General features: G+C 62.2%; 18 protein-coding genes. 8 read left to right on the top strand and 10 right to left on the bottom strand.

All coding sequences use genetic code 11. From position 1 onward, the window contains the following. Positions 1–15 precede the first annotated feature (15 nt). The 3 genes from MESCI2_RS1000000138610 to MESCI2_RS0125820 all read right to left on the bottom strand — a co-directional run bounded on the left by MESCI2_RS1000000138610 (position 16) and on the right by MESCI2_RS0125820 (position 3176). Positions 16–285 (bottom strand): hypothetical protein, encoded by a 270-nt coding sequence (locus tag MESCI2_RS1000000138610; protein WP_027039004.1) that lies wholly within the window; start codon positions 283–285, stop codon positions 16–18. A 213-nt stretch (positions 286–498) separates the two neighbouring features. Next, complete coding sequence (locus MESCI2_RS0125825) at positions 499–2613, bottom strand: vWA domain-containing protein (protein ID WP_027039003.1); 2115 nt, start codon at positions 2611–2613, stop codon at positions 499–501. Positions 2614–2615: 2 nt separating this feature from the next. After that, positions 2616–3176, bottom strand: a complete 561-nt coding sequence (locus tag MESCI2_RS0125820) for an RNA polymerase sigma factor (RefSeq protein ID WP_027039002.1) — start codon at positions 3174–3176, stop codon at positions 2616–2618. A 155-nt stretch (positions 3177–3331) separates the two neighbouring features. Here MESCI2_RS0125820 and MESCI2_RS0125815 point away from each other — a divergent pair, with 155 nt between their 5' ends. From MESCI2_RS0125815 to MESCI2_RS0125790, 6 genes are read left to right on the top strand one after another with little or no spacing between them, the layout of a single operon-like run. Next, positions 3332–3655: an ArsR/SmtB family transcription factor gene (locus MESCI2_RS0125815; RefSeq protein WP_027039001.1), complete on the top strand. Its 324-nt coding sequence runs from the start codon at positions 3332–3334 to the stop codon at positions 3653–3655. Further along, positions 3652–4077, top strand: coding sequence for an SRPBCC family protein (locus tag MESCI2_RS0125810; protein WP_027039000.1), 426 nt, complete (start codon positions 3652–3654; stop codon positions 4075–4077). Before MESCI2_RS0125815 ends, MESCI2_RS0125810 begins: the two co-directional genes overlap by 4 nt. A gap of 54 nt (positions 4078–4131) precedes the next feature. Then, positions 4132–4353 (top strand): hypothetical protein, encoded by a 222-nt coding sequence (locus MESCI2_RS0125805; RefSeq protein WP_027038999.1) that lies wholly within the window; start codon positions 4132–4134, stop codon positions 4351–4353. A gap of 12 nt (positions 4354–4365) precedes the next feature. Beyond that, on the top strand, positions 4366–4803 hold the full coding sequence (locus MESCI2_RS0125800) for a DUF1801 domain-containing protein (RefSeq protein WP_027038998.1): 438 nt from the start codon (positions 4366–4368) through the stop codon (positions 4801–4803). A gap of 29 nt (positions 4804–4832) precedes the next feature. Beyond that, positions 4833–5225, top strand: a complete 393-nt coding sequence (locus tag MESCI2_RS0125795) for a VOC family protein (RefSeq protein ID WP_027038997.1) — start codon at positions 4833–4835, stop codon at positions 5223–5225. A 41-nt stretch (positions 5226–5266) separates the two neighbouring features. Then, a complete protein-coding gene (locus MESCI2_RS0125790) occupies positions 5267–5674 on the top strand; it encodes a DUF1801 domain-containing protein (protein ID WP_027038996.1) in 408 nt (135 codons plus the stop codon). A gap of 29 nt (positions 5675–5703) precedes the next feature. Here MESCI2_RS0125790 and MESCI2_RS0125785 read toward each other — a convergent pair whose 3' ends face one another. After that, entirely contained in the window at positions 5704–6882 is a 1179-nt protein-coding gene (locus MESCI2_RS0125785; RefSeq protein ID WP_027038995.1) for an NAD(P)/FAD-dependent oxidoreductase, read from the bottom strand. A gap of 81 nt (positions 6883–6963) precedes the next feature. Then, positions 6964–7551 (bottom strand): TetR/AcrR family transcriptional regulator, encoded by a 588-nt coding sequence (locus tag MESCI2_RS0125780; protein ID WP_027038994.1) that lies wholly within the window; start codon positions 7549–7551, stop codon positions 6964–6966. Positions 7552–7691: 140 nt separating this feature from the next. Here MESCI2_RS0125780 and MESCI2_RS0125775 point away from each other — a divergent pair, with 140 nt between their 5' ends. Next, positions 7692–8249, top strand: coding sequence for a DUF308 domain-containing protein (locus MESCI2_RS0125775; RefSeq protein ID WP_027038993.1), 558 nt, complete (start codon positions 7692–7694; stop codon positions 8247–8249). Positions 8250–8388: 139 nt separating this feature from the next. Here the strand turns inward: MESCI2_RS0125775 and MESCI2_RS0125770 are convergent, their stop codons facing one another. From MESCI2_RS0125770 to MESCI2_RS0125750, 5 genes are all read right to left on the bottom strand, one after another. Then, a complete protein-coding gene (locus MESCI2_RS0125770; protein WP_027038992.1) occupies positions 8389–9126 on the bottom strand; it encodes a dienelactone hydrolase family protein in 738 nt (245 codons plus the stop codon). Positions 9127–9230: 104 nt separating this feature from the next. Next, the gene (locus MESCI2_RS0125765) at positions 9231–10535 is read right to left on the bottom strand and encodes a CynX/NimT family MFS transporter (protein WP_027038991.1); all 1305 of its coding nucleotides are present in this window, start codon (positions 10533–10535) and stop codon (positions 9231–9233) included. Beyond that, positions 10532–11209, bottom strand: coding sequence for a FadR/GntR family transcriptional regulator (locus MESCI2_RS0125760; RefSeq protein WP_027038990.1), 678 nt, complete (start codon positions 11207–11209; stop codon positions 10532–10534). The genes MESCI2_RS0125765 and MESCI2_RS0125760 overlap by 4 nt, the downstream gene beginning before the upstream one ends. Before the next feature lie 103 nt (positions 11210–11312). Further along, complete coding sequence (locus MESCI2_RS0125755) at positions 11313–12008, bottom strand: 4Fe-4S dicluster domain-containing protein (protein ID WP_027038989.1); 696 nt, start codon at positions 12006–12008, stop codon at positions 11313–11315. An 89-nt stretch (positions 12009–12097) separates the two neighbouring features. Then, the gene (locus MESCI2_RS0125750; protein ID WP_024501311.1) at positions 12098–13672 is read right to left on the bottom strand and encodes a trimethylamine methyltransferase family protein; all 1575 of its coding nucleotides are present in this window, start codon (positions 13670–13672) and stop codon (positions 12098–12100) included. Positions 13673–13944: 272 nt separating this feature from the next. Between MESCI2_RS0125750 and MESCI2_RS0125745 the strand changes: the two genes are divergently transcribed. Next, positions 13945–14356 (top strand): B12-binding domain-containing protein (locus MESCI2_RS0125745; protein WP_027038988.1); only part of this gene is annotated, 412 nt, incomplete at its 3' end.

The following is a 14356-nucleotide window of genomic DNA, read 5'->3' as shown; positions in this document are numbered from 1 at the left end:
CTCATCGGTTTTCGATTATTCGCTGTTGTCGGCGTAGCTCGACTGCGCCGACTTGAAGTCGACCACATTGTCGCCGCGCATCGTCATGAGCGCGCCTGAAGAGCTGGGGTCGGTGATCTGTTCCAGCATGATGCGGAAGCGGTCGTTGGTCAGCGCCGACAGGGCGGTATGGCGCGCCTGCGCGACATCGTCACCGATACGCCTGGATTCCGATGATGGGGCCGATGAAACCGCCGAGGCGTCTCGCGCCGGCGGTGTCGAGTTGGCGATAGTCCTGATCTGCAATTTCGGCTCCCTCAAGCCCAGTACACCCGTCCTGTGTAACAAGGAGGGGGTTGCGATCCCGTACCGGAAATGCGGCGCAATTTAACGACCCGAAAAATGCTCCGAAAAAAGGCCGGCAAGGGAATGAATCCCTCGCCGGCCTGCCTCACCCGCCCACGGTCGGTTTCCCCTGTCAGAACGATCCCATCTGAAAGAAACCGGCCGTCATCACCACTACCGGTTGCCGCCCAGCGCCGAGGCAAGGCGCACAAGCGAGAGGAACTCGGACCTGTACCCAAACGGGTCGGCTCCTCGAGCGGCAGTGGCGATCTCCATGATCTTGTCGTAACCGAACTTAGCGGTCGCATCCTCGTCGCGCAGCTTCTGGCCGAAGGCGGCGACCGCGACAGAGAAGCGCTGGTCGGTGCTGGCCTGGTCGAAGGACGAAATCTCGTTGGCCGAGGTCACCGGCGTGGTGATCAGCTTCGAGACGTCCTCATTCGGCAGCTTGTAGCGGATCTTGACGAAGGCATATTCGTCCGCATTGGCGACGCCGCCATTGTCCACCGACGCCTGGCCATAGCGCAGCTTGTCGATCTGCTCGCCACCGCTGCCCTTGGGCGTGATTTCATAAATCGCGGTGACGGAATGGCCCGAACCGATATCGCCGGCATCGACGCGGTCATTGTTGAAATCCTCGCGGTTCAAGGCGCGGGTCTCGTAGCCGATCAGGCGATATTCCGTGACCTTGTTCGGGTTGAACTCGACCTGGATCTTGACGTCCTTGGCGATGGTGAACAGCGTCGAGGACGCATCCTCAACCAGCACCTTTTCAGCCTCCGCCAGCGTATCGATATAGGCGGCGGTGCCGTTTCCGTTCTGGGCGATGGTCTGCATCATCTGGTCGTTCAAATTGCCGCGGCCGAAACCGAACACCGACAGGAAGACACCAGTCTTGCGCTCTTTTTCGATCAGCCGCTTCAGGTCGTCGTCGTCGCTTTGACCGACATTGAAGTCGCCGTCGGTGGCGAGCATCACCCGGTTGACGCCGTCCTTGACGAAGGATTTCTGCGCCAGCCTGTAGGCTTCCTTGATGCCCGCCTCGCCGGCCGTGCTGCCGCCGGGCGTCAGATTGTCGATAGCACTGAGGATCTTGTCCTTTTCGGACGCCTTGGTCGGCTCCAGGACTGTGCCGGCGTCACCCGCATAGGTGACGATCGAGATGGTGTCGTCGGCCTTCAGCTTGCTGACCAGCAGGCGGAATGCCGATTTGAGCAGCGGCAGCTTGTCCGGCTCATCCATCGAGCCCGAGACATCGATCAGGAAGACCAGATTGGCCTTCGGCTGCTCGGTCGACTTGACGTCAAAACCTTTGATGGCGACATGCATCAGCCTGGTGTGCGTGTTCCACGGCGTCGGCATGACGCTGACGGTCGAGTTGAATGGTGTCGAGGCCGACTCCGGACCCTTCCAGTCATAGGGGAAGTAGTTGATCATCTCCTCGACGCGAACAGTATCGGCCTGCGGCAGGGTGCCCTGCTTCAGCGAGCCGCGCACGAAGGAATAGGAGGCCGTGTCGACGTCGATCGAGAAAGTCGAGACCGGATCCTCGAGTGCCGCATGCACCGGATTGGTCTTGAAATCCTCGATGCGGTCGCGGTTTTCCGGTTGCGGCTGCATCTGGTCGGCCGGCAAGGTCGACGGCTGCTGCGGCGCCATCAGCTTGGACTCGGCCGGCATGCGGGCCCGTGACGTGCTGGGCGCACTTACGGCGCCATCCAATGCGAATTCGCCTGTCGGAGTCGGTGGCGCAGGCTCGGCCAGCACACCGCGCTCCAGCGCATTCTGTTGTGCCGCGCCGCCGGCAGCCGTCGATTCGGATTTCTGCGGCGAGGCCGGCGCCACAAGCGTATCGGTCGCGTCGCGGCTTTCGACATCGGCGTCGGCCTTCTTGTCCTTCTCCAGCCCGGTCGGAGCCGGCTTCGGCTGAGCGGTCGTTGGCTTCACCGTCGCCGGCTTGTCGGCCAGCGTCTCGGTGATTTTCTCGTCGCCGCCGAATTTCGGCGGCTGTTCCCTCAGCAGATGGAAGGTGGCGTATCCGGCGATCGGCAGGGCGACGAGCCCAGCAAGGGCCGGCGTGGCAATGAGTTTCTTTTGCATGATCTCGCTCCAGAGCTTTTGTGCTCGCTCTGTGAGACGAAGCCCGCCAACCGATCCTTGGGTAATGGCAGAAATATTTTCCTGATCGTAGGCGCGCAGGGCGGCTTCGAAAGCACGTGCCTTGGCGTCATGGGCGGGCGCCGGCGCCGCTATATCGCGCAATCTGTTGAGTTCGTTGTCGTCGACCATGGTCACACTTCCCCGGCCGAGCGCATCAGCGTCTTCAGCCGTTTCTTCGCTTCATGGATGTGCCAGGAAACCGTCGTCTCCGAGATCGCCATCGCCTCGGCGGCGGCCGCATGGCTCAGACCCTCGCCATAGACCAAAAGCACGGCGTCGCGCTGCTTGTCCGGCAATCGCCGGACGGCTGCCCACAGCGCTTCGGCAGGGTCTTCCGGTTCGACCGACGCCTCGCCCGAGATCAGTGCATGGACGCCATAGGCCTCGGTCTTGACAGTCTCGCGGGCGGACTTTCGCATCATGTCGCGCGCGGCGTTCATCGTCACGGAATAGAGCCATGTCGTGAAAGCGCCGCCGCCGCGATAGTCGCGGATCGCCTTGCCCAGCCTGACGCAGACTTCCTGGGCGATGTCTTCGGCATCGGCCTTCCTGCCGCACCAGCGATAGGCGGCGCGATAGACGAAGTCATAGTGCCTTTCCAGCAGTGTGCTGAAGGCCCCTCTGTCTCCGCCCTTCGCCCGCCCGATCAGTTCGGCGTCGGAGGCTTCGCTCTCATCCAGCATCATAGCCATCATTTGCCTGTTGGACGAAGGCTAATGGCTAATCCTTGGGGCAATGGAAAGATTTTTTTGGAAACCGCCGGATCGTGACCGCCGACACCCCGCTTGACACATCCATATCTCGGCGGTTATACGTCAATCAATAGCCACAGGGTTATCGATCCCAGATGACGAACGCTCACGATGTCCTCTTCAGAACGCTCTCCGATCCGACGCGTCGGGCAATCTTCGAGCGCCTGTGCCGGCAAGGCGAGCAGACGGTCGGCGCCCTGACGGCTCAGTCAGGGGTCTCTCAACCTGCGGTGTCGAAGCATCTCGGCGTGCTCAGGCAGGCCGGGCTGGTGCGCGACCGCCATCAAGGACGGCAGACCCATTATAGCGCCCAGCTGGCAGCACTTTCCCCGCTGACCGACTGGACGAACCAGATGAACACGTTCTGGCAGAGCCGGTTCGATGATCTCGAAAGCTTGCTCAAAAGAATGGACCAATGACCAACATCGCGACCGAAACGCGCTCCGTCATCGTCGAACGTGAGATCCCCTATCCGCCGGAAAAAATCTGGCGCGCGCTGACCCAACCGCATCTGATCGAGGAATGGCTGATGAAGAACGACTTCAAGCCAGTCGTGGACCACCGTTTCAATCTGCGAAAGGAACCGCAACCCGACGTGAGCATCGTTGTCGACTGTCAGGTAACAGCCGTCGAATTGAACAAGACACTGTCCTACACGTGGCAGGCCTATGGCCTTGAGAGTATCGTCACCTGGACTCTCCTACCGACCAGCACGGGCACCCGGTTGCGTATGGAACAGTCCGGCTTCCGGCCGGATCAGGAGCAGGCGTATCGCGGCGCGACGAGCGGGTGGCGGCAGTACTTTGCAAATCTGAGTCAGGTCCTGGCGTGGATAGATTGAAACCCGCCGGTGCGGATCGGTGGTCCGCGTCGGCTGTTTTGACAGGAGGAACTATTGGACTGGAACATGTGGGTTCGGCAAATTCATCGCTGGCTGTCGATCATCTTTACCCTGACCGTCATCGCCAACTTCGCCACCATGGCATTCGGACAGCCCCCCGCCTGGGTGGTCTACTCGCCGCTCCTGCCGCTCTTCCTGCTGCTGTTCAGCGGCCTGTACATGTTCGTGCTGCCCTATGCCGCCAGGGGCCGCGGCGCGCCGCGTGCCGGCGGATAGGAGTGGGGCAGAATGGCCAAGACACAGGGTCAGTCGACCAAGGCTGCGCCAGTACTGCTCTCGGGCGGCAACCCGCAAATAGCCAAGGGCGACGGTGACGCCCCGGTGCAGGCCTATATGGCTGCGATGCCGGGCTGGAAGCGCGGCTTGAGCGAGCGGCTCGACGCGCTCATCGAACACAACGTGCCCGACGTGCGCAAGGCCGTGCGATGGAACTCGCCCTTCTACGGCGTCGAGGGCCAGGGCTGGTTCGTGAGTTTCCATGTCTTCACCCACTATTTGAAAGTGACCTTCTTCAGCGGCACGTCGTTGCGGCCGATTCCGCCTGGCGGCACGGCGAAGAGCAAGGATGTGCGCTGGATCGACATCCGCGAAGACGATCAGTTCGATGAGGCGAGGATGGTGGAATGGATCAAGCAGGCCGCGGCCCTGCCCGGCTGGATCCCGTAATGACCGACTATGACAGAGGAAAAAGAGCAATGAAGATCAAGCTGACCAGCGTGTATGTGGACAACCAGGAAAACGCACTGCGCTTCTACACCGACGTGCTGGGCTTCACCAAAAAGGCCGATTTCAGCAATGGGCCTTATCGCTGGCTGACCGTGGCCTCGGCTGAAGAGCCTGATGGAACCGAGCTGCAGCTCGCGCTCAACGACAACCCGGCCGCCAAGGCCTATCAGGAAGCCATCTTCAAGCAGGGTCAGCCCGCCGTCATGTTCTTCACCGACGACGTCAAGAGCGATTATGAGCGCATCAAGGCGAAGGGCGCCGCGTTTATTAAGCCGCCGACCGAGGTGACCGGCTCGACCATCGCCCAGTTGAACGACAGCTGCGGCAACCTCGTTCAGATCACCCAGCTGGCGCGCTGGTAACGGGCGGCGGTTGAAACGCGTCGAGGCACAGGAGACACCCAATGACCCCCTCGCAACAGATCGACCAGCTGATCGCCGGCCTCACCGATTGGCGCGGCGAGACGCTCGCCGGCATCCGCAAGACCATCCTTGCAGCCGACCCGGACATCGTCGAGGAGTGGAAGTGGATGGGCAGCCCGGTATGGTGCCTGGACGGGAAGAACATCGTGGTCGGCAACGCCCACAAGGACAAGGTGAAGCTGACCTTTTCCCATGGCGCCAGCCTGCCGGACCCCGACAATCTGTTTAACAACGGTTTTGGCGGCAAGGTGTGGCGGGCTATCGATGTGTTCGAGGGCAACACGCTCAATGAGGGCGCTTTAAAAGAGCTTGTCCGTGCGGCCGTCGATTACAATCACGCCAAAAAGAAGAAAGCGCCCGCGGCTAGGCGGGCAAAGCCACAGAAATAAAGTCTATGAAGCTCGTCGGCGCGTTTGGCCTATGCCGCCTGCCCCGCCACCCAGCCCGACGACCATGCCCACTGGAAATTATAGCCGCCCAGCCAACCCGTGACATCGACGACTTCGCCGATGAAAAACAGGCCCGGCACAGATTTGGCCTGCATCGTCTTCTGGTCCAGCCCGTTGGTGTCGACCCCACCCAGTGTCACTTCGGCGGTGCGGTAGCCCTCCGAGCCGGCAGGCTTGATGCGCCAGTTATTGACTGCGGCAGCTATGGTTTTGATCTGGCCATCGGAAAGATCGGCAAGGTTACCGTCGATCCCGGTGCGCTCGGCGATTGACTGCGCCAGCCGCTTCGGCAGATGATTTGCCAGCACCGTCTGCACCGCCTGCCGTCCATTGCTTCGCTTGGCCACCCGAATGAGGTCAGCCACGTCAACTCCCGGCAGCATGGCGATGCGGATTTCATCGCCTTCGCGCCAATAGGACGAGATCTGCAGGATGGACGGCCCACTGACGCCGCGATGCGTGAACAGCATCGCTTCGGAGAAGCGCGTCTTGCCGCAGGCGACTTCCGCGTCGACGGCGTTGCCGGCCAGCGGCGCCAGCCGCTCGAGCGTGTTTGCGTCGAAAGTCAGCGGAACCAGCGCCGGCCGCGTTTCGACAACAGCAAGGCCGAACCGTTCGGCAAGCTCATAGCCGAAACCGGTCGCCCCCATCTTGGGGATCGACTTGCCGCCACAGGCCACGACCAGCGACTGGCAAGTAACCAAGCCTGTGGAGAGGGTGAGCGCAAACCCCTCCACGGTTTTGCGGACATCCTCAACGCTGGTCGAGAGCGCCAGCTCCACGCCCCTGCCCTGCATTTCCGAGACCAGCATGTCGATGATCTGGCGCGCCGAGCCGTCGCAAAACAGCTGCCCCAACGTCTTCTCGTGATAGGCAATGCGGTGGCGTTCGACGAGGGCGATGAAATCGCGCTGTGTGTAGCGACTGAGCGCCGAAATGCAGAAATGCGGATTGTCCGACAGAAAATTCTTCGGGCTGGCATGGATGTTGGTGAAATTGCACCGGCCGCCGCCGGAGATGCGGATCTTCTCGCCAGGCGCCGCCGCATGATCGAGGATCAGCACCGAACGGCCGCGCTTGGCCGTCTCCGCGGCGCACATCATTCCGGCGGCACCCGCGCCGATGATCACGACATCATAAGATTGCATCAGGCTACTCGTTCCCGCTCGACCGGCTCATTTGGGGCGCGCCACTTGCGCTGCCTGGTACCACTTTGGTCCGATGGTTTTCTAACAATCCCGTCCCAGCAGCCTGGTGATCTGGGGGGTGACGATTGTGGTGAACAACCCGGGATCGCTGAAAGCCCTTGCGGACAGCATTGCCCCGTGAACCGATGCCATCAGCATCTGGGCCTCCTCCTCCGGCCGGTTGTTCAAGCGGAACAAGTCCTGCTCCATTCCAGCCCGTAGCACCGACGTAAGCCATCCCGCGAGATTTTGAAAATAGGCACGAACGCGTGACGCCACCTCTTCCGGCAGCATCTGCATCTCGCCGGCGAGCATCGCGCAGACGCAGAAGGACGGCGAGGCATCGCGAATGCATGTCCGCCAATAGTTCATATAGGACTGCAGTTGTTCAGCAGGGCTTGAGAGTTCTCCCCGGAGAGATTCCAAACCCGCTTCGGCCTGCCGCCTGTAACGATCCACCAGCACCGAAACCAGCTCGGCCTTCGTCGGAAAGTGATGGTGGATACTCGCCTTCCTGATGCCGATGGCAGCCGAGATATCGGCATAGCTGAACCCGTTGTAGCCTCCCGCGACGATAAGAGACTGCGCGACATCGAGAATCTTTTCTGAAGTCGAAGCCATTGATTTCATATCGCTGCCTACCTTCTGGTAGGCAAATAGTCAACGTTGTGCATCGTTCCCGATTCTCACAGGGACGTGTCCGGACATCGGGTTGACTCAAAGGCCTTGCCTACCTACTGATAGGTAGACAGCAATAAGGAAACCTGCCGATGCAAAACCAATCTTTCACCCAGTCCGGATGGCTACGATCCTATTATTTCGCACGCGCCATATTTTCTATCGCCTGGGTTGCCGCCGCCATCCTATTCAACGGGCAACCCGGTCCCACCGCGCTTCTGCTCGTCATCTACCCCGCATGGGACGCCCTCGCCAATCTGGTCGACGCCAGGGTAAATGGCGGCCTGAAGGCCAACTCGTCCCAGGCATTGAATGTCGTGGTCAGCCTGATAACGACGCTCGCCGTCATCGTGGCGGTCGCCAACAGCATGTATGCCGTTCTGGCCGTGTTTGGGGTTTGGGCGATCCTCTCAGGCCTGCTGCAACTGAACACGGGACTAAAGCGTTGGCGCTACCAAGGCGCACAATGGGCGATGATCCTGAGTGGTGCGCAGTCGGCCCTCGCTGGCGGCTTCATGATCAGCCGATCCCTCGGCACGGCTGCGCCGACGATTCTGGACATCGCCCCTTATGCCGGGTTCGGCGCGTTTTACTTTCTGCTTTCCGCAATTTGGCTTGTCGTCGCAGCCTCTCGCAAGGCAAACGCCTAGGCGCAGCCTGATCCGGCGGCGGCAAGGTGAACAACATCTGCCGCCGTCGAAAGGGCAAGCATCGCTCACCCTTTGCCGCATCGGCTGCCGTTCTGGTTCAAAGACGCGTAGCGTCCTGCTCAGGGGCGCGACCGCTGACCTAGATCAGCGTCTCGGCGAACAACGTCGTCAGCCGCTTCCAATGGCGTTCGGCACCCGCGGCATTGAAAACGCTATGATCGGGCACGCACCACCCATGCGCCATGCCGGCATAGTTCTCGATCACGTGGTCGACTTCCGCAACCCGAAGCGCCTCGGCCAGCCGCGCCGACTGTTCCGGCGGAAAACTTCTGTCGACACCCGACATGCCGACATAGACGCGCGCCTTGATGGAGGCAGCCTTGCGATGCGGGCTGTCGGCGGCGTCGCTGGCCAGATTGCCGCCATGGAAGCTTGCGGCCGCTTTTATCCGTTCGGGATAGGTTGCAGCCGCATTCAATGATCGACCGCCGCCCATGCAATAGCCGACGCTGCCGATCGGCCCGGTGATGCCCTCGGCAGCAAGCGCATCGAGGAACGCACCGCTGTCGCTGATGGTCATGTCCTGCGTCGTGCCGGTGACCAGCGCCATCAGCGGGATTTTGGTCTTTTCCTCGGCGAAGGCGGTCTTGGCGTCGAAGGGCCCGTAAGGCGCATTGCGGTAGAACAGGTCCGGCACCAGCACCGCATAACCTTCATTCGCCAGCCGCTCGGCCATACTGTCGAGCGCCGGCCGCGGACCGAAGGCGTCCTGATAGAGAATGACGCCGGCCTTGGCAGGAGACGCGTTTGCCGAGCGGAAAAGCCCGGCATTGGCAACACCATCCCTGGTCTTGATCTGAAGGTCGTGTTTCGTCATCGCCCGCTCCGTTCGACTGATGCGCGATACATAGCCGCGCAAGCCTATACGGCAAGGCGTTCCCTGAACCCGGCAGTCAACATTTCGTGCAGGATTGCGTGACGCTATTGCTCGCCTTCTCGCACGGTCCGTGCACCCACATGCAGCGCGCGGCCGGCACCGAGCCCCATAATGGCTACGCCAAGACCGAGCACGACGAACAGGAACGCCGTTCCCGAAAAACTGCCGGTCCAGTCGCGGATCAGGCCCACCAGCAGCGGCCCGAAGGCCGCCAGCACATAGCCGACGCCTTGCGCCATGCCTGAAAGATGCGCGGCGACATGCGAATCCGGCGAACGCAGCACGATCAGGCTCATGGCAGCCGCGATCAGGCCACCCTGCCCGATGCCTTGCAGGATTGCCCAGAACAGCACCGTCGAGGTCGGAGCAAAGAGAATGCCGAGCAGCGCGATCACCGCGGTGGCAACGAGCGCCACATTGATGCCGCGCTGGTCCTTCAGCCGCATCGCAAATGATGGCACGGCGAGGCAGGTGATGACCTGCGCCATCACTGACACCGAAACCATGGCGCCAGCGGTGGCCGCATCGAAGCCACGCTCGCGCAGGATCGGCGCCAGCCAGCCGAAGATGCAATAGGCAAGTGCCGACTGCAGGCCCATGAACAGCGTCACCTGCCAGGCCAGGCGATCGCGCCAGAGACCGACGACGCGAAAGCCGCGATGATTGACCTGCCGACGGCTGCCCAGCGCTTGCGGAATCCAGATCAAAAGCACGACCAGTGTGGGCACCGCCCAGGCAGCAAGTGCCCCGGACCATGAACCGGTGACAAAATGCTCGATCGGCAGCGTGAAGCCGGCGGCGGCGGCCGAGCCGGCGCAGAGCGCCATGGTGTAGAGCCCGGTCATGACGGCGGCCCGGTCGGCGAAATCGCGCTTCACCAGGCCTGGCAGCAGCACATTGCCGATGGCAATGGCGGCGCCGGCCAGGAAGGTCGCGACAAAAAGCAGGGGAACCGTACCGAACCAGCGCAGGCCGGTTCCCAGCATCAGCAAGGCGAGCGCCCCGAGCAAGGTGCGCTCGGCTCCATAGCGCTGAGCAAGCCGCGGTGCGAAGGGCGCGAACAGGCCGAGGCACAGGACGGGCAGCGTCGTCAGCAGGCTGGCGCCCGTCGTCGACAGCCCGGTTGCCTGCATCACCTCGGGCAACAGCACCGACAGGCTCGAAAACAACGGCCGCAGACTGAAGGCGATCAGCACAAGGCTCGCGCCAAGCACGAGGCGCGCGGCACGGCTGCGCAGTTCAGGCGGATGCGGTACAGGCAGGCTGTCGACTTCCGCGTCGATGAGTTCCAGACCCTCGATGGCGGCGGATTGCGCCTTCGGGTCAGGCTGACGAAAACTCTGGTTCATTGCGAAAGCAGTCTTTCAAGTTGGGCAAGCACCGGCGCCATGAAGGCGCGGACGGCGGCAACCGCGCGCTCGGGATCGCTCGCGGCAATGGCGTCGACGATTGCCGCATGCGCCCGGTGGTCCGGTTCGGGCAGATCGCCGTCGATGGTGGCATGGATGGTCTCGGTGATGGCAGCGGTGAAGAAGTCGTAGAGCTCCATCATCGCCCTGTTGCCGGACGCCGCGACGACGGATTTGTGGAAAGCGAGATCGCGCCGGATGAAGGCATCGCTTCCTCCGTCCGCGACGGTGCCGCGTTCGGCAAGCAGTTGCCGCATCCGCTCGAGATCGGCTGGCGTGTGGCGGAAGGCGGCGAGCCGTGCGGCCTCGAGGTCCAGCGCTGCCCGCGCCTCCCACTGATCGCGCAGGCCGCTGCGCTTGACCCGGTCGAGCGCGGCAGAGGTATCGACGGCGGAGCGCACATAGGTTCCCGAGCCCTGGCGCGTATCCAGCAATCCCTGCGAGACCAGCACCCGCACCGCCTCGCGCACCGTGCCGCGGCTGACCGACAGAAGGTCAGTCAGGGCTGCCTCATTGGGAATACGTTCGCCAACGCCCCAGCGGCCGCTGACGATCTCGGCACGCAGGCTGCTGGTGGCGCTGTCGGTGAGATTGGTTCTGGTGGCGGGTTGCATCGGCCTATTCATCAAGTCATCAGATGACTTGATGAATAGGCCTGCTTCTAACTGTCGTCAACATGCTCATCGAAGCGAACGAGCACCACGCAATGGGAATGGATCAGTTGGTGGCTCGTGCGAAGCTCGCCATGTGGAAGGCCTGAACCTCCGGCGGATAGCGATACTCCGTGCCATAGGGGCACGAATTGCGATCAAGGCAGCCGCCGCTGCGGCACGGCTCGCCACTCGCTCCCCGCACATGCGCCAGGCAGGATTGATAAGCGAATCCTTGCGCGGAATAGGCGTCGACCGGACAAGATTTCCGGCAAGGTTTCTCGACGCAGCTATCGCAAAGGTGAGGCGCCGCTTCGCCGGCTTGAATCGGAAGTTCGTCCTCGAACAGCAGCGCACCGCGATAGGCATGCCATAGCCCGTATTGCGGATGCATGAGGATGCCGAGCGGCGACGACTTCAGTCCCTCCGCCCTCATCGCCCATTGCTGGAACGGCAGATAGGGCTTGTCCGACGGAGAAATCGCCCGTGCGCCAAAATCCTGCGCCACCGCGCCGATCACCTCACGCGACCAGGTGTCGAGCGGATTGGCGATTTGCTCCGGCTGGCTTTCGCGCCAGCGCAGGAAATGCGGCCAGGGTGCCGCGCCCGCCTGTCCCACCAGCAGAACGGCCGCTGCCGGCGCACCATGCGATCCTGTTGGCGGCGCTTCGCCTGGCGTAAAATTGAAACCGCCGCGAAGAACAAGGCCGTTGGCAAGGAGCGCCGCAGCAATGCCGTCAACGCTGCCGGCAGGCGCAATCATTCCTTCTTGACCGGATCGGAGAACGCGCTCCGCCAGACTTCCTTGTGGATGATGTTGGCGACTTTAGCCCCGCCTGATTCGGGCTCCTTTCAAGTGAAGGCGTCGGGCATCGACCCCTTCTTCTTGGCGATGAAGTCCTTCAACGCTTCGTCGATGCTCGGATCGAGATGCGGCGCCTCGTAGCTTTCCAGCCAGCGGCGGGCAAGCTCGTTGGCGCGCTGCGGCGCTGTCTTCTCGCCTTCGGCCAGCCACTGCTCGTAGGAATTGTTGTCGGCGATGTTGGAACGGTAGAAGGCGGTCTGGAAATTGGCCTGGGTGTGGTCGCAGCCGAGATAGTGGCTGCCCGGGCCGACCTGGCGGATGGCGTCCATCGCCTGGCCGTTTTCCGACAGATCGACGCCCTCTGAGAATTTCTGCGTCATGCCGAGCTGGTCGATGTCCATCATGAATTTCTCGTAGCAGGACGCCAGCCCGCCCTCGAGCCAGCCGGCCGAATGCAGCACGAAATTGGTGCCGGCCAGGATGGTCGAGTTCAGCGTGTTGGCGCTCTCATAGGCCGCCTGCGCATCCGGAACCTTGGACGCGCAGAGCGAACCGCCGGTACGGAACGGCAGGCCGAGACGGCGCGCCAGCTGTGCGGCGCCATAAGACACCAGCGACGGCTCCGGCGTGCCGAAGGTCGGGGCTCCCGACTGCATCGAGATCGACGAGGCGAAGGTTCCGAACAGCACCGGCGCGCCCGGTCGGATCAGCTGCGTGAACGAGGCGCCGGCCAGCACTTCGGCCAGAACCTGCGTCAGCGTGCCGGCCACCGTCACCGGGCTCATCGCGCCGGCAAGGATGAACGGCGTGACGATGCAGGCCTGGTTGTGGCGCGCATAGACTTTCAGCGCGCCGAGCATGGTCTCGTCGAACACCATCGGCGAATTGGCGTTGATCAGGCTGGTCAGCACCGTGTTGTTCTCGACGAAATCGTCGCCGAACACGATTTTGGCCATGGCGACGGTGTCTTCGGCGCGTTCCGGCGCGGTCACCGAGCCCATGAACGGCTTGTCGGAATATTTGATGTGGCTGTAGATCATGTCGAGGTGGCGCTTGTTGACCGGCACATCGACCGGCTCGCACACCGTGCCGCCCGAATGGTGGATCGACGGCGCCATATAGGCGAGCTTCACGAAATTCTGGAAATCCTCGATCGTCGCGTAACGCCTGACGCCATCGAGGTCACGCACGAAGGGCGGACCGTAGACCGGCGCGAAAACGGTGGCATTGCCGCCGATCTGCACCGAACGCTCGGAATTGCGGGCGTGCTGGGTGTAGACGGACGGCGCGGTCTTAAGCAGCGAACGGCACAGCCCCTTCGGAAAGTGCACGCGCTCGCCCTTGACGTCGGCGCCGGCCTCTTTCCACAGTTGCAACGCCTCCGCGTCGTCGCGGAAGATGATGCCGATCTCCTCGAGCACCGTATCGGTGTTCTTCTCGATCAGCGCCAGGCCTTCCTCGTCCAGCACCTCATAAACGTTGATCTTGCGTTTGATGTAGGTGAGCTGCGTACCCGGGCCACCGCCCGAACGTGCTGCCCGCCGGGCTGCAGCCCCGCCACTGGCGCCGCGCCCACGTCGCGCGTTTGACGCTTCCTGATCGACTGCCGCGTGTTCGCTCATGGTGGTTCTTCCCTGAAACTGTTCTTGTCTGGAATCCATAGCGGCTGCCTCGCCGCTTCTTGCCAGATCGTAGCCACCCACCCTATTCGAAACGGCCCGCCAGCGCCAACGCCTGTCGCAAAATCGACAAGAATTCCAAGAGAGTTACGGTCGCTTTCCTTTTGCGGGAAGTCGCAAATCAGCTATGGATACATGCCCTCAGCGGGTTAGGTATGAACGCGAAGATGTGTGCCTTGCGACATGGTCGCGATGCCGGCAGGAGCTCGATACAAATGTCCGAGGACGAGATCATCCTTTCTGAACTTTCCGACGACGAGTTGGTGCAGCAGATGCACGACGATCTCTATGACGGGCTGAAGGAAGAGATCGAGGAAGGCACCAACATCCTGCTCGAGCGCGGCTGGGTGCCCTATAAAGTGCTGACGGAAGCGCTGGTCGAAGGCATGCGCATCGTCGGCGAGGATTTCCGCGACGGCATCCTGTTCGTTCCCGAAGTGCTGCTNTCGGCCAACGCGATGAAGGCCGGCATGTTCATCCTGCGCCCGCTGCTCGCCGCCACCGGCGCGCCCAAGCAGGGCAAGATGGTCATCGGCACCGTCAAGGGCGACATCCACGACATCGGCAAGAACCTCGTCGGCATGATGATGGAGGGCGCCGGCTTCGACGTCATCGACCTCGGCATCA

The sequence above is a fragment of the Mesorhizobium ciceri WSM4083 genome, from assembly GCF_000519305.1.
GTDB lineage: Bacteria > Pseudomonadota > Alphaproteobacteria > Rhizobiales > Rhizobiaceae > Mesorhizobium > Mesorhizobium ciceri_B.
Note: the sequence above shows the minus strand (reverse complement) of the source record. Positions and strands in the feature narration are given on the sequence as shown.